General features: G+C 74.5%; 20 protein-coding genes and 1 pseudogene. 8 read left to right on the forward strand and 13 right to left on the reverse strand.

From position 1 onward, the window contains the following. Positions 1–17 precede the first annotated feature (17 nt). The gene (locus ISOVA_RS17245; protein WP_233275868.1) at positions 18–239 is read right to left on the reverse strand and encodes a hypothetical protein; all 222 of its coding nucleotides are present in this window, start codon (positions 237–239) and stop codon (positions 18–20) included. Between the two features lie 79 nt (positions 240–318). Then, a pseudogene (locus ISOVA_RS17655) lies at positions 319–972 on the reverse strand (ATP-binding cassette domain-containing protein); the annotation flags it as partial. Here ISOVA_RS17655 and ISOVA_RS09045 point away from each other — a divergent pair. Next, positions 857–3,346, forward strand: a complete 2,490-nt coding sequence (locus ISOVA_RS09045) for a DNA gyrase/topoisomerase IV subunit A (RefSeq protein ID WP_013838932.1) — start codon at positions 857–859, stop codon at positions 3,344–3,346. The pseudogene ISOVA_RS17655 and the gene ISOVA_RS09045 sit on opposite strands and share 116 nt — an antisense overlap. 4 nt (positions 3,347–3,350) lie before the next feature. On the opposite strand, the gene ISOVA_RS09050 is transcribed toward ISOVA_RS09045, so the two are convergent. After that, entirely contained in the window at positions 3,351–4,076 is a 726-nt protein-coding gene (locus ISOVA_RS09050) for an alpha/beta fold hydrolase (RefSeq protein WP_013838933.1), read from the reverse strand. A gap of 50 nt (positions 4,077–4,126) precedes the next feature. On the opposite strand from ISOVA_RS09050, the gene ISOVA_RS09055 reads away from it, so the two are divergent. Then, the gene (locus tag ISOVA_RS09055) at positions 4,127–4,561 is read left to right on the forward strand and encodes a GNAT family N-acetyltransferase (protein ID WP_041294828.1); all 435 of its coding nucleotides are present in this window, start codon (positions 4,127–4,129) and stop codon (positions 4,559–4,561) included. A gap of 4 nt (positions 4,562–4,565) precedes the next feature. On the opposite strand, the gene ISOVA_RS09060 is transcribed toward ISOVA_RS09055, so the two are convergent. Both ISOVA_RS09060 and ISOVA_RS09065 read right to left on the reverse strand, forming a co-directional pair. After that, positions 4,566–5,285: a lysoplasmalogenase family protein gene (locus ISOVA_RS09060; protein WP_221927812.1), complete on the reverse strand. Its 720-nt coding sequence runs from the start codon at positions 5,283–5,285 to the stop codon at positions 4,566–4,568. Positions 5,286–5,318: 33 nt separating this feature from the next. After that, positions 5,319–6,455 (reverse strand): GNAT family N-acetyltransferase, encoded by a 1,137-nt coding sequence (locus ISOVA_RS09065; protein WP_013838936.1) that lies wholly within the window; start codon positions 6,453–6,455, stop codon positions 5,319–5,321. A gap of 153 nt (positions 6,456–6,608) precedes the next feature. Here ISOVA_RS09065 and metH point away from each other — a divergent pair, with 153 nt between their 5' ends. Beyond that, complete coding sequence (gene metH, locus ISOVA_RS09070; protein ID WP_081474907.1) at positions 6,609–10,124, forward strand: methionine synthase; 3,516 nt, start codon at positions 6,609–6,611, stop codon at positions 10,122–10,124. A gap of 30 nt (positions 10,125–10,154) precedes the next feature. On the opposite strand, the gene ISOVA_RS09075 is transcribed toward metH, so the two are convergent. From ISOVA_RS09075 to ISOVA_RS09090, 4 genes are all read right to left on the reverse strand, one after another. Beyond that, positions 10,155–10,724 (reverse strand): hypothetical protein, encoded by a 570-nt coding sequence (locus ISOVA_RS09075; protein ID WP_013838938.1) that lies wholly within the window; start codon positions 10,722–10,724, stop codon positions 10,155–10,157. 262 nt (positions 10,725–10,986) lie between these two features. Continuing rightward, the gene (locus ISOVA_RS09080) at positions 10,987–11,577 is read right to left on the reverse strand and encodes a DUF6580 family putative transport protein (RefSeq protein WP_013838939.1); all 591 of its coding nucleotides are present in this window, start codon (positions 11,575–11,577) and stop codon (positions 10,987–10,989) included. Beyond that, complete coding sequence (locus tag ISOVA_RS09085) at positions 11,574–12,014, reverse strand: DUF4430 domain-containing protein (RefSeq protein WP_013838940.1); 441 nt, start codon at positions 12,012–12,014, stop codon at positions 11,574–11,576. The genes ISOVA_RS09080 and ISOVA_RS09085 overlap by 4 nt, the downstream gene beginning before the upstream one ends. Before the next feature lie 63 nt (positions 12,015–12,077). Continuing rightward, on the reverse strand, positions 12,078–14,204 hold the full coding sequence (locus ISOVA_RS09090) for a DNA gyrase/topoisomerase IV subunit B (RefSeq protein ID WP_013838941.1): 2,127 nt from the start codon (positions 14,202–14,204) through the stop codon (positions 12,078–12,080). A gap of 152 nt (positions 14,205–14,356) precedes the next feature. Between ISOVA_RS09090 and ISOVA_RS09095 the strand changes: the two genes are divergently transcribed. Together ISOVA_RS09095 and ISOVA_RS09100 are read left to right on the forward strand one after the other, a co-directional pair. Further along, complete coding sequence (locus tag ISOVA_RS09095; RefSeq protein ID WP_013838942.1) at positions 14,357–14,554, forward strand: DUF7455 domain-containing protein; 198 nt, start codon at positions 14,357–14,359, stop codon at positions 14,552–14,554. Positions 14,555–14,743: 189 nt separating this feature from the next. Beyond that, positions 14,744–16,138, forward strand: a complete 1,395-nt coding sequence (locus ISOVA_RS09100; RefSeq protein WP_013838943.1) for an FAD-binding oxidoreductase — start codon at positions 14,744–14,746, stop codon at positions 16,136–16,138. Between the two features lie 73 nt (positions 16,139–16,211). Here the strand turns inward: ISOVA_RS09100 and ISOVA_RS17250 are convergent, their stop codons facing one another. The 3 genes from ISOVA_RS17250 to ISOVA_RS09115 form a co-directional block, all read right to left on the reverse strand. Then, on the reverse strand, positions 16,212–17,855 hold the full coding sequence (locus ISOVA_RS17250) for an RNA polymerase sigma factor (RefSeq protein ID WP_013838944.1): 1,644 nt from the start codon (positions 17,853–17,855) through the stop codon (positions 16,212–16,214). Positions 17,856–18,058: 203 nt separating this feature from the next. After that, a complete protein-coding gene (locus ISOVA_RS09110; protein ID WP_013838945.1) occupies positions 18,059–18,430 on the reverse strand; it encodes a universal stress protein in 372 nt (123 codons plus the stop codon). Between the two features lie 9 nt (positions 18,431–18,439). Next, complete coding sequence (locus ISOVA_RS09115) at positions 18,440–19,720, reverse strand: DUF4192 domain-containing protein (RefSeq protein ID WP_013838946.1); 1,281 nt, start codon at positions 19,718–19,720, stop codon at positions 18,440–18,442. 146 nt (positions 19,721–19,866) lie between these two features. Here ISOVA_RS09115 and ISOVA_RS09120 point away from each other — a divergent pair, with 146 nt between their 5' ends. Further along, the gene (locus ISOVA_RS09120) at positions 19,867–20,403 is read left to right on the forward strand and encodes a hypothetical protein (protein WP_143762094.1); all 537 of its coding nucleotides are present in this window, start codon (positions 19,867–19,869) and stop codon (positions 20,401–20,403) included. Between the two features lie 19 nt (positions 20,404–20,422). Further along, complete coding sequence (locus ISOVA_RS09125; RefSeq protein ID WP_013838948.1) at positions 20,423–21,532, forward strand: polyprenyl synthetase family protein; 1,110 nt, start codon at positions 20,423–20,425, stop codon at positions 21,530–21,532. A 12-nt stretch (positions 21,533–21,544) separates the two neighbouring features. Here ISOVA_RS09125 and ISOVA_RS09130 read toward each other — a convergent pair whose 3' ends face one another. After that, positions 21,545–21,985: an Rv2175c family DNA-binding protein gene (locus ISOVA_RS09130; protein WP_013838949.1), complete on the reverse strand. Its 441-nt coding sequence runs from the start codon at positions 21,983–21,985 to the stop codon at positions 21,545–21,547. A 36-nt stretch (positions 21,986–22,021) separates the two neighbouring features. Between ISOVA_RS09130 and pknB the strand changes: the two genes are divergently transcribed. After that, positions 22,022–24,040, forward strand: a complete 2,019-nt coding sequence (pknB, locus tag ISOVA_RS09135) for a Stk1 family PASTA domain-containing Ser/Thr kinase (RefSeq protein WP_013838950.1) — start codon at positions 22,022–22,024, stop codon at positions 24,038–24,040. Positions 24,041–24,046: the final 6 nt, after the last annotated feature.

Genomic DNA, 24,046 nt, shown 5'->3' on the forward strand with positions numbered 1-24,046 from the left:
GGTGGGTCGGACGCCGCTCAGAATCCCAGCTTCCGCAGCCAGGCGAGCAGCTCGTCCTCGCGCTGCGCCGACCGCTCCGCGGTCCAGGCCCCGAGCTCGCGCGAGTCCACGAGCCGGCCGTCCTGGAGGTAGACGACGCGCTCGGCGCGGGCCGCGCAGGCCGGGTCGTGGGTCACCATGACGAGCGTCGTCCCCGCGCGGTGCACGTCGGTGAGCGCGTCCATGACGTCGGCCGTCATGCTGGCTGTTGAGCGCGCCGGTCGGCTCGTCCGCGAACAGCACCGAGGGCTCGCACGCCAGCGCCCGGCAGATCGCGGCACGCTGCAGCTGACCTCCCGAGACCTGCGTGATGCGGTGCCCCGCCACGTGCGCGATCCCGAACCGCTCCAGGAGCCCGTCGACGCGTGCGACCGCGGCGGCCTTCTGCCTCGGCGCCGCCGTGAGCGCGGGCAGCAGGACGTTGTCCCGGACGTTCAGGTTGCCCAGGACGTACGCCTGCTGGACGACGTACCCCATCCTCGTGAGCCGGACCCGGCTCATCTCCGCATCCGTCAGCGAGGTCAGGTCGCGCCCCTCGAGCAGGACGGTCCCGCTCGTCGGGCGGTCCATGCCGCTCACGGTGTGGAGCAGGGTCGACTTCCCGGAGCCGGACGCTCCCATCACGACGACGAACGGGGACATCGGGGAACGCCCGGGCGCGACCCTCAGCCGACACCCAGGGGGACCCCGGCCCGCCCGGCCTCCGGTGCTTCGCGCACCGCGGCGGCTAAGGTTTGCTCGAACGTCCGTACGGTGGCGAGCGCCGCCGTCGGGCACGACGCACCGAACGCCAGGCCGACCCAGGGAGCCGCACCGCATGGCGCGCAAGTCCAGCGCACCCGCCACCGACGAGCCGTTCGACGAGAAGATCGTCGACATCGACGTCGCGTCGGAGATGGAGACGTCGTTCCTCGAGTACGCGTACTCCGTCATCTACAGCCGCGCCCTGCCCGACGCGCGCGACGGCCTCAAGCCGGTGCAGCGCCGCATCCTGTACATGATGGCCGAGATGGGCCTGCGCCCGGACCGCGCGCACGTGAAGTCCTCGCGCGTGGTCGGCGAGGTCATGGGCAAGCTGCACCCCCACGGGGACGCGGCGATCTACGACGCGCTCGTGCGCCTCGCGCAGGACTTCTCGCTGCGCCTGCCGCTCGTGGACGGCCACGGCAACTTCGGCTCGCTCGACGACGGGCCGGCCGCCGCCCGGTACACCGAGGCGCGCCTCGCTCCCCCGTCGATGGCGATGACGGCCGGGCTCGACGAGGACGTCGTCGACTTCGTGCCCAACTACGACAACAAGCTCACCCAGCCGGCGGTGCTGCCGTCGGCGATCCCGAACCTGCTCGTCAACGGCGCGTCGGGCATCGCGGTCGGCATGGCCACCAACATGCCGCCGCACAACCTCGTCGAGGTCGTCGCGGCCGGCCAGCACCTGCTGAAGCACCCGGGCGCGACGCTCGAGGACGTCATGCGGTACGTGCCGGGCCCGGACCTGCCGTCGGGCGGCAAGATCGTCGGCCTGGAGGGCGTGCGCGACGCCTACCGCACGGGCCGCGGCTCGTTCCGCACCCGGGCGACCGCCCGGATCGAGAACGTCACCGCGCGCCGCAAGGGCATCGTCGTGACCGAGCTGCCCTACACGGTCGGGCCCGAGAAGGTCATCGAGAAGATCGCCGAGGGCGTCAAGGCCAAGAAGATCCAGGGCGTCACCAACGTCCAGGACCTCACCGACCGCTCGCACGGCCTGCGGCTCGTCATCGAGGTCAAGACGGGCTTCGACCCCGACGCCGTGCTCGAGCAGCTCTACCGCACCACGCCTCTCGAGGACTCGTTCGGCATCAACAACGTCGCGCTCGTCGACGGCCAGCCGCGGACGCTCGGCCTGCTCGAGCTGCTGCGCGTGTGGGTCGACCACCGCATCGACGTCGTGCGCCGGCGCTCGGCGTTCCGCCTCGGCAAGCGCAAGGAACGCCTGCACCTGGTCGAGGGCCTGCTGCTCGCCATCGTCGACATCGACGAGGTCATCCAGGTCATCCGCTCCTCGGACGACGCGGGCATCGCGCGCGAGCGGCTCATGAGCGTGTTCGACCTGTCCGAGCCGCAGGCGACCTACATTCTCGACCTGCAGCTGCGGCGCCTGACGAAGTTCTCCCGCATCGAGCTCGAGAAGGAGAAGGGCGAGCTCGAGCGCGAGATCGCCGAGCTGGAGGAGATCCTGTCCGACGACGCGCGCCTGCGCGGCGTGGTGTCGGCCGAGATGGGCGAGGTCGCCAAGGCGTACGGCACGCCGCGGCGCACGGTCCTGCTCGACTCCGCGGGCGGGGCGACGCCCGCCTCCACCGCGACGAACGGACGTGCCGCCAAGGGCGCCCCGGCGCTCGACCTGCAGATCGCCGACGCCCCCACGCGCGTGCTCCTGTCGGCGACGGGCCTGCTGGCCCGCACGTCGGGCGAGGACGCGGACGCGCCGCCCGTGCGCTCCGGGCGCCGGCACGCGCACGACGCGCTGCGCGGCGACGTCGCCGCGACGACGCGCGGCGAGGTCGGGCTCGTCACGTCCGCGGGCCGGCTGCTGCGCGTCTCCGTGCTCGACCTGCCGTCGCTGCCGCCGACCGACGGCCCGCCCTCGCTGTCGGGCGGCGTGCCGGTCAGCGAGCTCGTCGCGCTGCGCTCGGGCGAGCAGGCGCTCGCCGTCGTCTCGCTCGCCGCCGACGCCCCGACGCTCGCCCTCGGCACCGCCGGCGGCGTCGTCAAGCGTGTCGTGGCGGGCGACGCGCCGAGCAACAAGGACGAGTGGGACGTCATCGCCCTCAAGGACGGCGACGTCGTCGTCGGCGCGGCGCCCGTCGCGGACGAGGACGAGCTCGTGTTCGTGTCCTCCGACGCGAGCCTGCTGCACTTCGCCGCGACGGCGGTGCGCCCCCAGGGCCGCGCCGCGGGCGGCATGGCCGGGATCCGGCTCGGCGCCGGCCAGCGCGCCACGTTCTTCGGCGCCGTCCGCGCCGCGACCCGCGACCTCTACCAGGTCGTGACCGTGGCCGGGGCCTCCGACGCCCTGCCCGGCACGGGCGGCGGATCGGTCAAGGTCACGCCGTACGAGCTCTACCCCGGCAAGGGCCGCGGCACCGGCGGCGTCCGGGCGCACCGCTTCCTCAAGGGCGAGGACTCGCTCGTCCTGGCCTGGGTCGGCGAGGGACCGGCGCGCGCCGTGGGCACGGGCGGGCAACCCGTCGAGCTGCCGGCGCCCGTCGAGCGCCGGGACGGCTCCGGCACGCCGCTGCCCGGCCCGCTGGCCGCGATCGGCTGAGCCGTCAGGCCCGGGCCACCGCGGCGGCGATCGCCTCCCCGAGCTCGGTGGGGCGCGTGAGCATGGGCCAGTGCCCGGTGGGCAGGTCGACGATCTCGAGGTCGCGCATCGCGGCGAGCTCGGCCGTGTACGGGTGGCCGGCGTCCATGAAGTGCCGGTACATCTGCGTCGGGCTCTCGAAGCCCTCGAACACCTCGCACGCGATGACGGTGCTCGGCACGTCGTAGCGCCGCTCGACGGTGAGGCGCACGGGGTCCGAGGCGACGCGCGCCGGCGTCGGGACCGCCTGGGCCCGGAACCGCGCGCGCAGCTCGTCGTCGAGGTCGACGAGGTCGGCGTCGTCGAACACCGACCAGTCCGGCAGCGGGATCTCGCCGTCGACGACCGGCAGCTCGTCGTTGATGACCCCGCCGTCGCCGATCGGCAGCGCGTCGACGTAGACGTTGCGGGCGATGCGGTCCGGCCTGCGGTCCGCCACCGCGTGGATCACGGCACCGCCGCCCGAGTGGCCCACGAGGGCGACGGACGCGTCCGGACCGAGCGCGTCGAGCGCCTCGACCACCGCGGCGACGTGGTCCTCGAACGTGATGCCGGAGCGGTCCTCTTCGACCGACCCCATGCCGGGCAGGGTGAGCGGGTGCACGGTGTGCCCCGCGGCGACGAGGGGCGGGGTGACGGCGTCCCACGCGGACGCGTTCAGCCAGAAGCCGGGAACCAGGATGATGTCCATGCCTCGACCGTAGACGTGACCACCGACACAGGATTGGTTGGATGGGTGGCATGACCGAGATCAGCACCGCCCGCCACGTCTTCTCCTCCGACCCGTCGCGCATCGACGCCGAGCGCGTCCACGCGCTGCTGTCGACGCACGCGTACTGGGCCCTCGGCCGGCCGCGCGAGGTCCACGAGGCCGCGATGGCGGGCTCGCGGAACTACGGCGTGTACGACGCCGAGACGGGCCGGCAGCTCGCCTACGCGCGCGTCGTGACCGACGGCGCGACGTTCGCGTGGCTGTGCGACGTCATCGTGGACCCCGACGCACGCGGCGCCGGGATCGGGGTCCGGCTCGTCCAGGGGGTCCTCGCCGACCTCGAGCCGCTGCGGCTCAAGCGGATCGCGCTCGTCACCGAGGACGCGCACGGGCTCTACCGCAAGGCCGGGTTCGAGGTCCTCGACGACCCCGAGCGGTGGATGGTGCGTCCGGGCGTCCTGTGACGCGTCAGCGGCGCGGCACCCGCTCGCGCGCGAGCACGCCCGAGACGATCAGCGCCTGCCCCGCGACGTAGGTGAGCATGATCCAGAACCCGGGGACGGGCGGCGTGAACCAGGCGGTGAACGCGTCGAGCGCGATCATCGCGTCGGAGGCGAGGAACACCGCTCCCCCGAAGCCCGCGAGGGGGTGCACGCCCGTCGCCATCACGGCCATGGCCACGAGGCACGCGCCGTAGACGACGACGGCCGCGAGCAGCACGCCGGGAGCGCCCGGCGCGCACGCCGCGACGAGACCGACGGCGGTCAGCACGTAGAGCGAGAGGGCGGGCGGGCGCCGCGTGAGGCTCGCCGCCCGCGTAGGCCAGAACGCGGCGACGTAGGTGAGCTGGGCGCACAGGAAGAGGACGACCAGGACGAGGAACGCGACGTCGCGATGGAACAGGTCGGGAACGGTGTCGCCGAGCCACGAGAACCCGAGCGCGAGAAGGACCAGGCGGACGAGCCGCGACCGGGGTGCCGCCGTCGCGCACACGACCACGAGCGCGAGAGCGGGCATGAGCCACCACTGCGTCACGCGCGCGTGGTCCGGCTCCTGCGCGGCCTGGGCGGCGAGGTGGACCACGGTGAGCGCACCGAGCACCACGGCCGCGGCGCGGGCCGCCGGGGTCGGCAGCAGCCGGTCGGGATCCGGCCCGGTGCGCGGGCGGGGTGGAGCGACGTCGGTCACGGCGGGCAGCATAGCCGCCCGCCGTGACCGCCCTCACAGCTCGACGGAGTACATCCTCGAGCCGTGCGTCTTGGTGTAGCCGAGGCTCGCGTACAGGCCGTCGGCGCCGGTCGGGTTCGCCGTGTCGACGTCGAGCGCGGCGAACTCGATGCCGTCGGCGGCGAGCGCGCGCATGCCGGCCGCGAGCGCCGCGACGGCGACCTTGCGGCCCCGGTAGGCGCGCCGCACGCCGAGGATGTCGGTGTACCCGAAGGTGAACCCGCGGACGGCCCAGTCCTCCTCGAACCGGGACGCGAGCTGGTAGCCGACGACGAGCGGCTCGCCGGCGCGCAGGGCGGCGGCGGTCTCGGCGTCGGTGTCGGGCGAGGCGAGCAGCGCCTCGACGTCGGGGGCGTCGTCGACCACGACGAACGACCACGCCGGCGCGAACGCCGAGCGGCCGTTCTTCCACTGCTCGGGCGTCTGCGGCTCGCTGCCCCAGTGGTCGCGGAACGCGTCGTTGTGCGCCAGGCGCGTCGGCTCGTCGTACTCGGCGGCGAACGGCACGAGGCGCAGCGAGCCCTCGAGCGCGACGTCGGGCACCGGCGCGGCGTCGAGGTCGCGCAGGTCGCGCATGAGCTCGGAGTAGAACCGGTGCGCGCCGAAGCCGAAGCGCTCGTAGAGGCGGTTCTTCTCGACGGGGCCGTCGTCCTCGGCGAACACCGCGAGGCGGGCGGGGACGTCCTTGCCCGACGCCGCGAGCACCTGGCGGCCGCGGGCGACCTGCCACGCGAACAGCTCGCGGCCGATGCCCTCGCCGCGGCGCTCCGGGTGCACGCCGCCGAAGAGGAACGCCCGCACGGTGCGGGTGTCTCCCGGCATCGAGTCGACGAGCCCGTAGGCGCGCAGGACGCCGTCGGCGTCGAAGCCGAGCAGCGAGTCGGTGTCGTAGCGGCGCCAGGGTGCGTCGAACATCTCGAGGATCTCCTCGAGCGTCTCGCGGTAGGGCTCGCGGTCGACGTCGGCGATGGTGTTGCGCAGGTCGAGCAGGGCGCGCGCGTCGTCGCGCGTCGCGGGACGCCACGCGAGGTCGCCCGCGGTGACGTGCGGCAGCTGTGCCGGCGCGGCGGCGCGCTCGGCGATCGGGGCGAGGCGTGCGCCGGCCTCGGGATCGGTGTCGGTGGCGGTCATGCTCCGACGGTAGGCCGGTGCGCCGCCGGACGGCAGCGTTTTTGTGGGTGAACGTCCGGGCCGCGCACGCCCCGCCGCGGTTACCCTGCACGGGTGACCTCCACCCTCGACGTCTCCGCCGCCGACGCCCGTGCCGACGCCCTGCTGCAGGCGATGCGCACGCGCGTCGTCGTGGCCGACGGCGCGATGGGCACGATGATCCAGGACGCGGACCCGACGCTCGAGGACTACGAGGGCCACGAGGGCTGCAACGAGGTCCTCAACGTCTCCCGCCCCGACATCATCCGCTCGGTGCACGACGCGTACCTCGAGGTGGGGGTCGACGCGATCGAGACCAACACGTTCGGCGCCAACTGGTCGAACCTGTCGGACTACGGCATCGAGGACCGCATCCGCGAGCTGGCGCGGGCCGGCGCCGAGCTCGCGCGCGAGCGCGCGGACGCCTGGTCGACGCCCGAGCACCCCCGCTGGGTCCTGGGCTCCATGGGCCCGGGCACGAAGCTGCCCTCGCTCGGCCACACGACGTACGCGCACCTGAAGGCCACCTTCGCCGAGCAGGCGGCCGGGCTCCTCGAGGGCGGAGCCGACGCGATCCTCGTCGAGACGAGCCAGGACCTCCTGCAGGCCAAGGCCGCGGTCAACGGCGCGCGCGAGGCGATGGCCGCCGTCGGGCGGCGCGTGCCGGTCATCGTGTCGGTCACGGTCGAGACGACCGGGACGATGCTCATGGGCTCGGAGATCGGCGCCGCCCTGACCACGCTGCAGGCGCTCGGCGTCGACGCGATCGGGCTGAACTGCGCCACCGGCCCCGACCAGATGAGCGAGCACCTGCGCCACCTTGCCCGCCACAGCGAGGTCCCCGTCGCGTGCATGCCCAACGCCGGCCTGCCCGAGCTCGGCCCGAAGGGCGCGGTCTACCCGCTCACCGCGCCGGAGCTCGCGACGGCGCACGCGCAGTTCGTCGAGGAGTTCTCGCTCGGGCTCGTGGGCGGCTGCTGCGGCACGACGCCGGAGCACCTGCGGCAGGTGGTCGAGGCCGTGCGCGGCCGCGAGCTGACCGCCCGGCCGGTCGAGCGGGAGAACGGCGTCGCGTCGCTGTACTCGCACACCGACCTGCACCAGGACGCCTCCTACCTCGCCATCGGCGAGCGGACGAACGCCAACGGTTCAAAGGCGTTCCGCGAGGCGATGCTCGATGGCCGCTGGGACGACGTCGTCGACATCGCCCGCGCGCAGACGCGCGACGGCGCCCACCTGCTCGACGTGTGCGTCGACTACGTGGGTCGCGACGGCGTCGCGGACGTGCGCGAGGTCGTCTCCCGCCTGGCGTCGGCCTCGACGCTGCCGCTGGTCATCGACTCCACCGAGCCGGAGGTCATCAAGGCGGGCCTCGAGCTCGTCGGCGGGCGCGCCGTCGTGAACTCGGTGAACTTCGAGGACGGCGACGGCCCGACGTCGCGGTTCGCCCGCATCATGCCGCTCGTCAAGGAGCACGGGGCCGCCGTCATCGCGCTGACGATCGACGAGGAGGGCCAGGCACGCACGGCCGAGAAGAAGGTCGCGATCGCGTCGCGCCTCATCGACACCCTGACCGGCGACTGGGGCATGCGGGTCGACGACATCATCGTCGACGCGCTGACGTTCCCCATCGCGACCGGCCAGGAGGAGACGCGGCGCGACGCGATCGAGACGATCGAGGCGATCCGTGAGATCACCCGCCGCTACCCCGGCGTGCACACCACGCTCGGCGTCTCCAACGTGTCGTTCGGCCTGAACCCGGCCGCGCGCACGGTGCTCAACTCGGTGTTCCTGCACGAGGCCGTCCAGGCCGGCCTCGACTCCGCCATCGTGCACGCGGCGAAGATCCTGCCCCGCACCGCGATCCCCGACGAGCAGTGGGAGGCGGCCGAGGACCTCGTGCGGGACCGGCGCCGGTACGACGACGAGGGCAACCTCGTCCACGACCCGCTCTCCCACCTGCTCGAGCTGTTCAGCGGCGTCGACTCCGCTTCGCTGCGCGACCAGCGCGCCGCCGAGCTCGCCGCGCTGCCCGTGGGCGAGCGGCTCGAGCGGCGGATCATCGACGGCGCGCGCAAGGGGCTCGAGGACGACGTCGAGGAGGCGCTCGCCTTGGGCATGAAGGCGCTCGACATCGTCAACACCCACCTGCTGGGCGGCATGAAGGTCGTCGGCGAGCTGTTCGGTTCGGGGCAGATGCAGCTGCCGTTCGTGCTCCAGTCCGCCGAGGTCATGAAGGCGGCCGTCGCGCTGCTCGAGCCGCACATGGAGCGCGTGGCCGGCGGACCCGACGAGACCAAGGGCACGATCGTGCTGGCGACCGTGCGCGGCGACGTGCACGACATCGGCAAGAACCTCGTCGACATCATCCTGACGAACAACGGCTACAAGGTCGTCAACATCGGCATCAAGCAGCCGATCTCGGCCATGATCGAGGCGGCCGAGCAGCACGACGCCGACGTCATCGGGATGTCCGGGCTGCTCGTGAAGTCGACCGTGGTCATGAAGGAGAACCTCGAGGAACTCGTCTCGCGCGGCCTCGAGAAGAAGTGGCCGATCCTGCTCGGCGGCGCGGCCCTGACGCGCACCTACGTCGAGGACGACCTCGCCTCGATGTTCCCCGGCACCGTCCGGTACGCGCGCGACGCGTTCGAGGGGCTGCGGCTCATGGAGCCGCTGGTGCGGATCGCGCGCGGCGCGTCGCCCGACGACGTCGGGCTGCCTCCGCTGCGCAAGCGCCGGCACGACGTCGTCAAGGTCACCGAGACCGCGCCCGAGGAGCTCCCGGCACGCTCCGACGTCGCGACCGACAACCCCGTGCCCACGCCGCCGTTCTGGGGCACGCGGATCGTCAAGGGCGTGCAGCTCGCCGACTACGCCGCCTTCCTCGACGAGCGCGCGACGTTCATGGGCCAGTGGGGCTTGAAGCCGGGGCGCGGAGACGACGGCGCCTCGTACGAGGAGCTCGTCGAGACCGAGGGTCGCCCGCGCCTGGCCGAGTGGCTCGAGCGCATCCGGACCGAGTCGATCCTCGACCCGACCGTGGTGTACGGGTACTTCCCCGTGTGGTCGGAGGGGAACGACCTCGTCGTCGGCCACCACGAGGGGCCCGACGGCGGGTCCGGCGGCCCGGTGGGGACCGAGCGGCTGCGGTTCCGGTTCCCGCGGCAGCGCCGCGACCGGCACCTGTGCCTCGCGGACTTCGTCAAGCCGCGGTCCTGGGCCGAGGAGACCGGGCGGTTCGACGTGCTGCCCGTGCAGCTCGTGACCGTCGGCGACTCGGTGTCGCAGCACACCGCGCGACTCTTCGAGGCGAACCGGTACCGCGAGTACATGGAGCTGCACGGACTGTCCGTCCAGCTCACCGAGGCACTCGCCGAGTTCTGGCACGCGCGGGTGCGCGACGAGCTCGGGTTCGCCGACGAGGACCCGTCCGACGTCGAGGGGATGTTCAAGCTCGCGTACCGCGGGGCACGCTTCTCGCTCGGCTACCCCGCCTGCCCCGACATGGAGGACCGCCGCAAGGTCGTCGAGCTGCTGCGGCCCGAGCGCGTGGGCGTGGTCCTGTCCGACGAGCTGCAGCTGCACCCCGAGCAGTCCACCGACGCGTTCGTGTTCCACCACCCCGAGGCCAAGTACTTCTCGGTGTGACGCGAGCGCGGGGCGACGCGGGCGGGCGACTCAGACGTCGCGGCGTCGGAAGACCACCTCCGCGAGCGTGAGGACGAGCGCGACCCACAGCGCGACCCAGCCGAGGAAGGCGGGGCTGAGGGGCGTCTCGGACAGGAAGGGATGCCCGCCGAACGCCTCGGCCGCACGGGTGAGCAGGCCCGGGTCCTGGAACGCGTTCATCGCCCCGCGCCACAGGCCGTCGGTGGGCAGCAGGACCCGGGACACGCTCCCGACGCGCGCGAGCGTCTCGTTGCCGAACACCTCGGCGATGGCCCCGACGACTCCGGCGACCCACGTGGCGCCGAAGATCCCGACCGCGACCATGCCGGATGCCATGGGCGAGACGACGGTCGACAGCAGCAGGGCGAGGGTGAGCAGCACGGTGGTCTGCGCGGCGAGCAGGTCGGGCAGCTCGGCGAGCGCGGCCACGTCGTCGCCGGACACCTCGACCGGCGCCACCTGGTCGGTACGGAAGATCTCGAGCCACCCGGTCGCGGCGGCGACGCTGCCGCCGGCCAGGATGGTGCCTACCGCGACGGCCGCGATCAGCGGTCGGCGCCTGCCGGACTCGTGGTGCATGTCGATCCGCTCCTCGGGCAGGTCGGATTACCTTGTGCTGCTAGGTATTGAACCCTAGCAGCACGAGGTATCCGCCACCACACCCGAGGGTCGCCGCACCGCGCCGTCGACGAGCGTCTCCATCTGTCGCCCGAGGACCGTCGGAAGGCGACGAACGCGGACGGAGGTGCCGTCGTCGTGCGCTACGTCGCGGCGGGCGGCGCTACTTCGCGGCCGGGCGCGCTACCTCGTCGAGTGGCGCGCTACCTCGGCGGGAGGTGTTCTACCGCGCCGGGTGGGCGGCGGGGCCGACGGCGGGCAGGTGCTCGAGGCGCTCGACGAGTGCCACCACGGCCGCGGCCATCGGCACGAGCACGAGGTTGCCGACCAGCATGGGCCGCAGGAACGGAAGCCCGGCGACGTAGCTCGCGAGCAGCCCGTCGAGACCCGCGGGGTAGAAGGTGCCGCGGCTCTGCAGCCACACGCCGAAGTTGGTCCACAGGTAGAAGAACAGCGAGCTGCCGACGCCGTACCCGAGCGCGACGGCGAACCGTCGTCCACCCTCCGTCCGCCGGGTCCACAGCGCGGCGAGCCCGATGGCCGCCCACGCCGTCCAGGTGAACAGGAGGATCGCGGTGTTGCCGAGCAGCAGGTCGCTGACCGCCACGACGGCGAGCGGCACCAGGGCCGCGAGACGGTGCCGCAGCAGCCCGGCGGCGAGGAACGCCGCCGCGGTGGACAACTCGAGGTTCGGCGGCGCGCCGAGGTCGTCCTTGACCAGCCGCCACACGACGGCGGCGACCACGACGAGCACGGCGACCAGCGGCCGCCACCACCGACGCAGCAGCTCGCGCGCGGTCAGGTCACCGCTCACTCGAACGCCTCCAGCTTCCACGTGATCTCCTGACCATCCTCCGTCACGAGCGAGCCGGCGCCCACCTGGGCGGGCTCGCCGTCGACGTAGAGGGCCCAGAACTCGTTCTCGCCGGCCTCGACGCCGCCGATGCCGGTGACGAAGGCCATCTCGCCCTCGCCCTCGACCGTGGCCGACGGGTCCGCCTCGAGCAGCAGCTCGAGCGCCGTGCGGCCCTCCTGGCCGGCGTACGTCAGCTCGGGTGCGGCCGACTCGGTGTCGGCACCCTCGGAGACGTCGGCCTCCACCGAGGCGCTGACCGTCGGCTCGGCGGCAGTCTCGGCGGCCGGCTCGGCGTCGGTGGAGCATCCGGCCAGCAGCGCCGCCGCGAGCAGACCGGCGGAGACGGTGGCGGAGACGGCGGGCAGGCGGCGGGGAAGGCGCAGAGCGATCGTCACGACCGGAGCGTAACCAGCGCGCGGCGCGCGCGCCGGGACCGGCCGCCATCCGGACGGCACAGGTCAGGCGTCGATCTTCGACCGGTCGAGCTCGTGCGCGCCCGCGACGATGAACTCCTTGCGCGGCGCGACGTCCGACCCCATCAGCAGCTCGAAGACGCGCTCCGCGGCTTCCGCGTGCTGCACCGTCACGCGGCGCAGCGTCCGGTGACGGGGGTCCATCGTCGTCTCCGCGAGCTGGTCGGCGTCCATCTCGCCGAGACCCTTGTACCGCTGGATGTCCTCCTTGTACCGGCGCCCGGCCTTGTCGAGCCGCTTGAGCGTCGCGGTGAGCTCGGCCTCGGAGTACGTGTAGATGTACTCGTTCTTGCGCTTGCCGCTGCCGATCACCTCGATGCGGTGCAACGGCGGCACGGCGGCGAACACGCGGCCGGCCTCGACCAGCGGGCGCATGTACCGGTAGAAGAGCGTGAGCAGCAGGGTGCGGATGTGGGCGCCGTCGACGTCGGCGTCCGTCATGAGCACGATCTTGCCGTAGCGGGCCGCCTCGAGGTCGAAGGACCGGCCCGAGCCGGCGCCGATGACCTGGATGATCGCCGCGCACTCGGCGTTGCGCAGCATGTCGCTGATCGACGCCTTCTGGACGTTGAGGATCTTGCCGCGGATCGGCAGCAGCGCCTGGAAGTCGCTCGAGCGGGCGAGTTTGGCGGTGCCGAGCGCGCTGTCGCCCTCGACGATGAACAGCTCGCTGCGCCGGACGTCGTCGCTGCGGCAGTCGGCGAGCTTGGCGGGCAGCGAGGACGTCTCGAGCGCGTTCTTGCGGCGCGAGATCTCCTTCTGCTTGCGTGCGGTCACCCGCGCGCGCATCTCGGCCACGACCTTGTCGAGGAGCAGCGCCGCCTGCGCCTTGTCGTCACGCTTGGACGACGTGAGCAGGGCGCCGAGCTCCTTCTCGACGACGCGCGCGACGATGCCGCGCACGGGCGCCGTGCCGAGGACCTCCTTCGTCTGCCCCTCGAACTGCGGCTCGGCCAGACGGACCGTCACGACGGCGGTCAGGCCCGCGAGCACGTCGTCCTTCTCGATGCGCTCGGCCGAGTCCTTGGTCGAGACCTTGAGCCGGCGCGCGTTGACCTCGACCTGCTTGCGCACCGTCTTGAGCAGGCCCTGCTCGAACCCCGACAGGTGGGAGCCGCCCTTGGGCGTCGCGATGATGTTGACGAACGAGCGGACCTCGGTCTCGTAGCCCGTGCCCCACCGCAGCGCGATGTCGACCTCGCACTCGCGCTGCACCTCCTGCGGCGACATGTGGCCGCGCGAGTCGAGCACCGGCACGGTCTCCGTGAAGTGGCCCGTGCCCTGCAGGCGCCACGTCGCCGTGACGGGGGTGTCGGGCGCGAGGAACTCGACGAAGTCGACCGCTCCCCCGGTGTGCTTGAAGACCTCCTCGTGGGGGCCGTTCTCGCCGGGCGTGCCCGGAAGGCCGCGCTCGTCGCGGACCGTGATCTCGAGGCCCGGCACGAGGAACGTCGTCTGCCGGGCGCGCGTGACGAGCTCGTCGTAGCTGAAGACGGCCGACTTCGGGAAGATCTGCCGGTCCGCCCAGTAGCGGACGCGGGTGCCGGTGCGCCCGCGCGGCACCTTCCCGACGACCGTGAGCTCGCTGTGGTCGACGAACGGCGTGAACGGGGCGTCCGGCGTCGGGCCCGTGCGCGGGTCGTCGAAGATGCCCGGCTCGCCGCGGTGGAACGTCATGCGGTGCGTCTTGCCGCCGCGGTCGACCTCGACGTCGAGCCGTGCGGACAGCGCGTTGACGACCGACGCGCCGACGCCGTGCAGACCGCCCGAGGCCGTGTACGAGCCGCCGCCGAACTTGCCGCCCGCGTGGAGCTTGGTGAAGACCACCTCGACGCCCGACAGGCCCGTCTTGGGCTCCGCGTCGACGGGGATGCCGCGGCCGTCGTCCTCGACCGTGACCGAGGAGTCGGCGTGCAGGACCACGCGGATCGTCGAGGCGTGGCCGCCGAGGGCCTCGTCGACCGAGTTGTCGATGATCTCCCACAGGCAGTGCATGAGTCCGCGCGAGTCGGTCGACCCGATGTACATGCCGGGTCGCTTGCGCACCGCCTCGAGGCCCTCGAGGACGGACAGGTGGCGTGCGGTGTACCCGGACTCGGACGTGGCAGTCACGGCAACGAGGGTAGACGAGCGCGCCGACACGCCCGCGCAGGCGCTCCGCCGACGGCCCCGATCGTGAGCGACGTCGCTATGCCGGCAGCGAACCTCACCCGGTCGGCGGGAAGGATCCTGGCCGTAGATGGTTGGATGATGTCGTGACCACCATGACGACAGAACCGCTGACCGCCGCCGACCGCTGCGACCGCTGCGGCGCGCAGGCGTACGTGCGCGTGGTCCTGCCCGTCGGAGAGCTCCTCTTCTGCGGCCACCACGCCCGTGCCCACGCCGACGCCTACACCGGTGTCGCGGTCCACGTCCAGGACGAGACCGACCGCCTGCACGCCGAGCACGGCGCTCGCTGACCCGCGACCACGCCCGACCGAGGCCCCGCACCGCACGGTGCGGGGCCTCGCGTGCGTCCGGCCCCGTGCGGGCGCGCGGCGTCGCGCGCCGCCGCGCGGGTGAAACCTGCGCGTGACCGCGTGCGGGTGGTCACGGACCGGGCCCTGCCGCCTCCCTCCTCGACGGTGACACGACCCGAAGGAGAGCCCATGACCACCACCTCGGAGGCCGCCGACCCGCTCGCGCGCCGGCTCGCGCCCGCGCTCGACGGCGAGCTGCTGCTGCCCGGCGACCCGGCGTTCGACGCCGCCCTGCCCGGCTACAACCTCGCCGTGCGGCACACGCCCGTCGCGGTCGTCATGGCCGCGAGCGCCGACGACGTCGCGCGCACCGTGCGCACCGTGCGCGCGACGGGCCTGCGGGTCGCGGTCCGCGCGACGGGTCACGGCGCCGCAGCCGCCGGCCCGGACACCGTCCTGCTCGACACCTCGCGTCTCCAGGAGCTGCGGCTCGACCCGCGCGCACGCACGGTGCGGGTCGGCGCGGGCGTGCGCTGGCGCCAGGTGCTCGACGCCGCGGCGCCCTACGGCCTCGCGGGCCTGTGCGGCTCGTCGCCCGACGTGGGCGTGGTCGGCTACACGCTCGGCGGAGGCACCGGGCCGGTCGCCCGGACCTTCGGCTTCACGGCCGACCACGTCGAGTCGGTCGAGCTCGTGACGCCCGACGGGCGCGCGGTCGTCGCGGCACCCGACGAGAACCCCGAGCTGTTCTGGGCCGTGCGGGGCGGCGGTGCGGCGTTCGGCGTCGTGACGGCGCTGACCCTCGGCCTCGTCGACCTGCCGGCGCTGCGGGCCGGCGCGCTGTGGTTCGACGCCGCGCACGCCGCCGAGGTGCTGCACGCGTGGCGGCGCTGGGTCGCCGACCTGCCGGAGTCGGTCACGACGTCGGTCGCGCGCCTCGAGCTGCCGCCGGACCCGGCGCTGCCGCCGGTCCTGTCCGGCCGCTCGGTCGTGGCGCTCCGGTTCGCCCACGTCGGGCCCGGGCCGGAGGCCGACGCCCTGCTGGGCGAGCTGCGCGAGGCGATGCCCGCCCCGCTGGTCGACACCGTCGGCGACCTGCCGTACGCCCGCATCGGCGAGGTCCACTCCGACCCGCCGCACCCGATGCCGATGGTCGACCGCGGCCTCACGCTGGCCGAGCTCCCGGCCGCGGCGGTCGAGGCGTTCTGCGCCGCGACGCCGCCCGGCTCCCCCGTCATGCTCGCCGAGATCCGGCTCCTGGGCGGGGCCATGCGCCGCGCTCCCCTGGTCCCGTCGGCGATCGCCGGGCGAGACGCCGCGTTCTCGTTCTTCGTGGCGACCCCGGCCGCGCCCGCCGGGCCGCCCGGCGCCGCGGCCGCCGTCGGCGCCGTGCTCGACGCGCTCGCGCCGTGGAGCACCGGAGGCGCGCTCGTCAACCTCGCCGGTGCGCGGGACGAGGCGTCGTCGACGGCCCTGCGCCGCGCCTGGGGCGACGACACGTACGCGCGTCTGGTGGCGCTGCGGCGGGCCTACGACCCGGACGGCGTGCTCGCCCCGTCGGCGCGCTGGGACGTCGTCGCCTGACGCCGGCACGACGAAGGGCTCCCCGGCGGTGCCGGGGAGCCCTTCGTCATGCTGCCGAGCGCGTCGGTCGAACTCAGTCGAGGTAGTCGCGCAGGACCTGCGAGCGCGACGGGTGCCGCAGCTTCGACATGGTCTTCGACTCGATCTGGCGGATCCGCTCGCGGGTCACGCCGTAGACCTTGCCGATCTCGTCGAGCGTCTTCGGCTGGCCGTCCTGGAGCCCGAACCGCATGGACACCACGCCGGCCTCGCGCTCGGAGAGCGTGTCGAGGACCTGGTGCAGCTGCTCCTGCAGGAGCGTGAACGACACGGCGTCCGCGGGCACGACGGCCTCGGAGTCCTCGATGAGGTCGCCGAACTCGCTGTCGCCGTCCTCGCCGAGCGGGGTGGACAGCGAGATGGGCTCGCGGCCGTACTTCTGGACCTCGACGACCTTCTCGGGCGTCATGTCGAGCTCCTTGGCGAGCTCCTCGGGCGTGGGCTCGCGGCCCAGGTCCTGGAGCATCTGCCGCTGGACGCGCGCGAGCTTGTTGATGACCTCGACCATGTGCACCGGGATGCGGATGGTGCGGGCCTGGTCGGCCATCGCGCGCGTGATCGCCTGGCGGATCCACCACGTGGCGTACGTCGAGAACTTGTAGCCCTTGGTGTAGTCGAACTTCTCGACCGCGCGGATCAGACCGAGGTTGCCCTCCTGGATGAGGTCCAGGAACAGCATGCCGCGGCCCGTGTAGCGCTTGGCGAGCGAGACGACGAGGCGCAGGTTCGCCTCGAGCAGGTGGTTCTTGGCGCGCTTGCCGTCGTGCGCGATCCACTGCAGGTCGCGGTACAGGCGGCGCTCCTCGGCCGAGGCCTTGGTCTTGTCCCAGCCCTCGCCGAACTCCTTCGACAGACGCTCCTCGGCGAACAGACCGGCCTCGATGCGCTTGGCGAGCTCGACCTCCTGCTCGGCGTTCAGCAGCGCGACCTTGCCGATCTGCTTGAGGTAGTCCTTGACCGGGTCGGCCGTGGCGCCCGCGGTGACGACCTGCTGCGCCGGCTGGTCCTCGTCGTCCGTGTCGGACACGACGAAGCCGGTGTCCTCGTCGTCGCCCTTCGCGGCACGGGGCTTGTCGCCCTTCGCGGCGGGCGCGGCGACCTCCTCGGCGACCACCTCGGCGTCGTCGGGCTCGAGGTCGGCGACGTCGACGTCGAGGTCGACGTCCTCCTCGACGACGCCGTCCGCGATCTCGACCTCGTCCTCGTCCTTGGCCTTCGCCTTGCCGCGCTTGGCGGTCGACTTCGGCGCGGCCGTCTTCGTCCTGGACGCCGCCGCGCGGGTCGTCTTGCGCGCCGGGGCGGCGGCCTCCGGCTCCGCCTGCTCGGCCTCGTCGGCGACGCCCGCGGCGTCGGACGCCTCGGCGGCGCGCGACGGCGCGGCCGCGGACTTCGTGGCCGTCCTGGCCGCGGGGGCCTTGGCACGGGTCGAGGTGGCGCGCGGAGCGGCGGCGGCCGCGACCTTCGTGCCCGCGGGCACGGCGACGTCGACGCCCGCCAGGGCGAGCGCGCGCAGCACGGCCTTGAGCCGCTTGGGCTCGGTCACGGCAGCGGCCTCGCACGCCGACCGGAAGCTCTCCGCGTCGACGCGGCCGGCCGCCGTCCCTCGGGTCAGGAGCTCCTGGAGCGCAGGGTGCTCGAACTCTCGGGGAAGCGCGGGGTTCTGCGTGGTGGACGCCACAAACCGACCTTTCGGCAATCGAGGGGGCGGTGCTCCGCCGTCAGGGCCAGGGACTCAGACCGTCGAGGCTCGAGCGGACACCGATATTGTACCGGCGCCGCCTGCGCGCGCCGGGAACGACGACGGCACTCGCGGCGCGTCGACCCGGCGCGTACGTCGGTCTCAGTGTCCAACGAGGGGGGCGCCCGGAAGATTCCCGCTCCTCACGGTTTGACCGCCAGAACGGGGCACGGCGACTCGAGCAGGATCCGCTGCGCGCCGGAGCCGAGGATGAGCTTGCCCACGGGGCTGCGGCGGCGCAGCCCGATCACGATGAGCTCCGCGTCGGACTCGGCCGCGACGCGCACCAGGTCCTCGGCGAGGTCGCCCGTCCCGGCCACGACCGAGTGCTGCACGCCCGCGTTCGCGAGGTGCGACTCGAGCGACGCGATGGCCGCCGCGCGGTCGGCGTCGTCCCCGCGCCCCGCGCTCGTCACGACGACGAGCGGCACGTCCCGCTGCCTGGCCTCGGTGACGGCGGTGGTGAGCGCCTCCTGGCCCTCCGGTGTGCTGAGGTGTCCGACGACGATCGCCATGGGGGCACGCTACCCGACCCCCGGCTCGCGCGTCGGCGGTACCGCGGACCGGTCACCGCGCGCCTCACCAAGCTCGTCGGACGGCCCGTCGGACGGCCGGTCGGACGGCGCCGCGCCGCGCGCACGGGCGGCCGCGCGGCGGACCCACCCGGGCGGCAGGCCGGCGGTGAGGACGCTGCGCACGAGCACGGCGAGCCGGTGACCGGGGTCGAGCGCGAGCGCGGCCTGGACCCGGTGCGCGGCGAGCCCGCCGTCGCCCCGCCACCAGGCGAGCAGGGCGAGCAGCGTGAGCGCGGGCGCCTGGTGCCGGCGGGCCACGTGCGCGACGACCGCCTCGAGCACGGCGCGGGCGGGACCGACCACGTCCTCGTCGGGCAGGACCGCGACCCGGGGGTCGACGACGCGCGCGACCGCGTCGGCGGTCGCCGCGCCGACCTCGTCCGCGGACGCACCGCCGGCGGTGCGGTGCGCCGCCTGCTCCGCGCCGGGCACGAGGGTGAGCAGCACCGCGTCGCGCACCGTGGTGTCCGCGAGCGCCGCCCCGATCCGGCCGAGCAGCGCGGGCGGCAGCCGCACCCCGCCCGCGGCGACGCCCGCGGAGCCGTCGACCCGCAGCTCGGTCGCCGCGTGCCGCCGCGCCTCGTCCCAGGCCGCGAGCCCCTCGCTGCGCCACCGCGCCTTCGCGCCGCCGGCCCGGGCCCGTTCGCCGGCCCGCTCCCACCGCGACGCCGCACGGCCCGCGAGCGCGCGGGACGCGTCCGGGGCGCGCGCGATCCTGAAGGCCTCGGCCTGCGTGCGGGCCACCGCGCGCCCCGACAGCACGAACGCGGCGCTCACCTCGCCGGCTGCGAGCTGGTCGAGCGGGTGGCCCTCGGGCGGGCAGCACGTCGGGTCGTCGCAGTCGAGCCCGCGGTAGCCGTGCGGGGTGACGAGCCACGGGTCGACGTCGGCCACGGCGTCGAGCGCGTCGACGAGCCGGTCGACCCCACGGCGCAGGGGCGTGCCCGGTTCGACGCCGCGCGCGCTCCAGACGGCCACGACGGAGCGGTCGACCCCGACGTCGGCGGTGCGCGACGCGAGCGTCCGGACCACCCGCTCGCCGTCGTCGGGGTGGGCGAGGTCGTCGAGGGCGGCACGGGCGAGCAGGGGCAGGCGCCCGTCGGGGGCCACGCCCGCCACGACGACGCACTCGGCCGGCCGGTACCCGAGCAGGTAGGGCACGGCGGCCAGCACGTCTCGCGGCGAGCGCAGCCGGACGGGGGAGGTCTCGGGGAGGGTCGCTGAGGTCATGCGGCGATCCCAGCGCGCCGGGCGGTGCCGCGTCCGCCGCCCGGCGCGGCGGTGTGGACGGCGCGGACCTGGGGGCGGCCTCCGTGGCTCGGCTCGCGCGGGCGCGACGCGGCACGCGCGCCGACCTGCGCCGCTACGGTGGGCCCGTGCTCGCCGAACCGCACCGCGCCGTGCCGCTGCCCCTCGTCGTCGCCGTCGCGGCCGCGCTGGTGCTCGCGGGATGCGACGCGGGCGCCGGCGACCCCTCCCCCGGACCCGCGGCGACCGGCTCGCCCGCGCCCTCGGTCGAGCAGCCGACCGAGCTGCCCACGTTCGACCCGTCGACGACCGTGGGCGACTACGCGCCCGGGTTCCCGCTCGAGCTCCTGGCGGTGCCCGAGGACGCGACGGTCCTCGCGAGCTCCGCGCGACCCACCGACGACGGGCTCGTCGACGTCACGCTCAACCTCGCCTCGCCGCGCAGCGCGCAGCAGGTGGTCGACGACCTCGCGGCACGGCTCACGGAGGCGGGCTTCACCGAGTCCGAGGCGAGCGCCGTCACGGGCCTGACCGCCCAGACCGCGTTCACGCGCACGACCGAGCAGGACGCCGGACCGCAGGTCGAGACGCTGTTCGTGGGCGTGCTCGACGACGGCGAGCGGCGCCTGGCGACGATCAGCGGGTCCGTCGCGACGGCCGGTTGAGCCCGCATAGGGTGGGGCCATGCCGTCCCCCGCGTCGCTCGTCGATCTCGAGAACCTGCGCCACGACGTCGACGAGGCGCTCGGGCGCCACCTCGACCGGCTCGCCCAGGAGGTGGCCGGCGTCGGCGGGTCGGCCCGCGCACTGACGGACGAGCTCGCCGCGCTCCTTCAGGGCGGCAAGCGCCTGCGCGCGGCGTTCTGCTACTGGTCCTACCGCGCGCACGGCGGCACCGGGGAGCCGGGCCCCGTCCGCGACGCCGCGGTGCGCGCGGGCGCCGCGCTCGAGCTGTTCCAGGCGGCCGCGCTGCTGCACGACGACGTCATGGACGCCTCCGACACCCGCCGCGGCCGCCCGACGGCGCACCGGGCGTTCGAGGCCCGTCACTCGCAGGCCGGCTGGGCCGGGCGGGCGGACCGGTTCGGCGCCTCGGCCGCGATCCTGCTCGGCGACCTCTGCCTGGTGGCGTGCCAGCGCGAGCTCGGCGAGGCGCTCGAGCCCCTGCCGACCCCGACCGTCCGCGCCGCGCGCGAGCTCTTCGACGCGATGCAGAGCGAGGTGATCGTCGGCCAGTACCTCGACGTGCTCGTGCAGGCCGAGCCGTGGGGCGTCGACCCGGCCGCCGACGAGGACCGCGCACGGACCGTCATCCGCGCCAAGTCGGCGCGCTACTCGGTCGAGCGGCCGCTCGCGCTCGGCGCCGTGCTCGCGGGCGCCCCCGCCGACCGGCTCGACGCCATCGGCGCGGCCGGTCTGCCGCTCGGCGAGGCGTTCCAGCTGCGCGACGACGTCCTCGGCGTGTTCGGGGACCCGGCCGTCACGGGCAAGCCGGCGGGCGACGACCTGCGCGAGGGCAAGCGGACCGTGCTCATGGCCCGCACCATGGCCGGGGCCGACGACGCCGAGCGCGCGCTCGTCGCGACCCGGCTCGGCGACCCGGCGCTCGACGACCACGCGGTGGACGCGCTGCGCGCCGCGATCGTGCGCACGGGGGCGCTCGAGGGAGTCGAGGAGCTCATCGACGCCCTGGCGCGCCGCGCGCTCGACACCCTCGCGGCCGCCGACCTGGCCGAGCCCGGCCGCACGGTGCTCGCCGAGCTCGCGCGCGCGGCGGTCGACCGGGCGTTCTGACGCCCGCGGGCCTCAGCCCAGCGTCTGCGCGACCCGCCGCACGGCCGACTTCCGGCCGGCCCGCAGCGCGGCGATCGGCGCCTCGCCGAGCGCGGGCTCGACGTCGAACAGCCACCGCAGGATCTCCACGTCGGAGAAGCCGCCGTCGGCGAGGACCAGCACGGTGCCCCGCAGGGTGGGCAGCACCTCGTGCGCGCCCTCGGTCGCGGCGGACGGTCCGGCGGCCTCGCCCGCCGTCGCCGGCACGAGGAACGCCGCGGGCACCTGGAAGGTGCCGCGCTCGCCCCGCCTGACGCCGACCAGGTAACGCTCGTTGACCAGACGCCGCACCTTGCCGACGTCGAGCCCGGTCGCCTCGGCGACGTCGGGCAGGGTCAGCCACTCGCCGACGAGCGCGTCGAGGGCGTGGAGCGTGTCGGAGGCCTCGGAGGACCGGTCAGGGGTGTCGTTCACCGGGCCAGCCTACGGCCGCGACCTAGACTCTGGCCTGTGGCCACCGTGACGACCGACCCGCTCCTCGGCCGCCTGGTCGACGGGCGGTACGAGATCGTCGCGCGCATCGCGCGCGGCGGGATGGCCACGGTCTACCGGGCGACCGACCGGCGTCTCGACCGCGAGGTCGCGCTCAAGATCATGCACCCGCACCTCGCCGACGGCGTCGAGGGCGCCAGCTTCGTCTCGCGCTTCCGCCGTGAGGCCCGCGCCGCCGCCCGGCTGACGCATCCCGGCGTCGTCGCGGTCTACGACCAGGGCCTCGACGGCGAGACGAGCTACCTCACGATGGAGTACGTGCCGGGCACGAACCTGCGGCGCGAGCTGCGCTCGTCGGGCACCCTCACGCTCGGCCGCACGCTCGACGTGCTCGCGCAGGTCCTGGCGGCGCTCGCGGCGGCGCACCGCAAGGGACTCGTGCACCGGGACGTCAAGCCCGAGAACGTGCTCATCACCGCCGACGGCGCCCACGTCAAGGTCGCCGACTTCGGGCTCGCACGGGCGGTCACCGAGGTGACGTCGACCGCGACCGGCACGATCCTCGGCACGGTCGCGTACCTCGCGCCCGAGGTCATCACGACGGGCGGCTGCGACGCCCGGACCGACGTCTACGCGGTCGGCATCCTCGCCTACGAGATGCTCACGGGCGCGCTCCCCTACGCGGGCGAGACGCCGATCCAGGTCGCGTTCCACCACGTGCACGACGACGTCCCCGCCCCCTCGGGCGAGGTCCCCTGGCTGCCCGCCGAGGTCGACGAGCTCGTCGCCGCCTTCACCGCACGTGACCCCGGGCGGCGGCCGGCCGACGCCGCCGCGGCGCTCGACTCGCTCGAGCGGGTGCGGGCAGGCCTCGACCCCGACCTCCTCGACCGCCGCGCGGACCTGCCCGCGACCGCGGGCGCCGTCGACGCGGACAGCCCGGCCGGCGACGCGGGCGACGACTCCCCCGAGGCCGACGGCATCGACTCCGACCGGCTCGACGCGATCCCCGCCGCGTTCTTCCAGGAGGTCTCGGCGCCCGACGAGCGCACCGAGATGCTCGTCGAGGAGTCGACGACGCGCGTCCCCGGCCGTCCGGCGGCCGACCGCACGCACTCCCCCGCGGCGCCTCCCCGCCGCCGGCGCCGGCGCCGGGCGCTCGCCTGGACCTTGACGCTGCTCCTGCTCGTCGCGGGAGGCGCCGCGGGGACGTGGTGGTGGTTCGCCGACGGCCCCGGCGCGTGGACCCGCGTGCCCGACGGCGTGGTCGCCGTCCCGCTCGAGGACGCGCGCGACGTGCTGGCCGCCGCAGAGCTCGGCTCGACGGTCACGCGGTCGCACCACGACGAGGTGCCCGCGGGGACCGTCATCGAGTCCCGGCCCGCGCCGGGCGACCCGGTCCGGACCGACGGGCAGGTGCACCTCGTCGTCTCGCGCGGCATCCGCACGATCCCCGTGCCGGACGGCCTCGTGGGCGCGACGCACCAGGACGCGACCGCCGCGCTGCGCGCCGCGGGGTTCGAGGTGGGCGAGCCGAGCCCGCAGCACCACGACACCGTCCCCGAGGGCGAGGTCATGGCCGTCTCGGTCCCCGAGGGCTCCGTCCAGCCGCACACGACCGTCGTCACGCTCACCGTGTCCGACGGGCCGGCGCCCGTGACCGTGCCCCAGCAGGTCGGCAAGCCGAAGGACGACGCCGTCGCGGACCTCGAGAGCGTCGGGCTGAAGGTCGAGCTCGCCGAGCCGGAGCACTCGCTCGACGTCGCCGAGGGCCACGTGCTGCGCCAGGACCCGGAGGCGGGCGCCCAGGCGCACCGCACCGACACGGTGACGCTGACGCTGTCCGCGGGCCCCCCGATCGTGGCCGTGCCCGACGTCGTCGGCATGCGCACGGGCGCCGCCCGTGCGGCGCTCGAGGAGGCCGGGTTCGAGGTCGAGGAGAACAAGTACCTCGGAGGGCTGCTCGACACGGTGCGCTTCCAGGACACGACCGGCGAGGCGCCCCAGGGCTCGACCGTGACGCTGACGATCTGGTGACCGGGC

The organism is Isoptericola variabilis 225 (genome assembly GCF_000215105.1).
GTDB classification, from domain to species: domain Bacteria; phylum Actinomycetota; class Actinomycetes; order Actinomycetales; family Cellulomonadaceae; genus Isoptericola; species Isoptericola variabilis_A.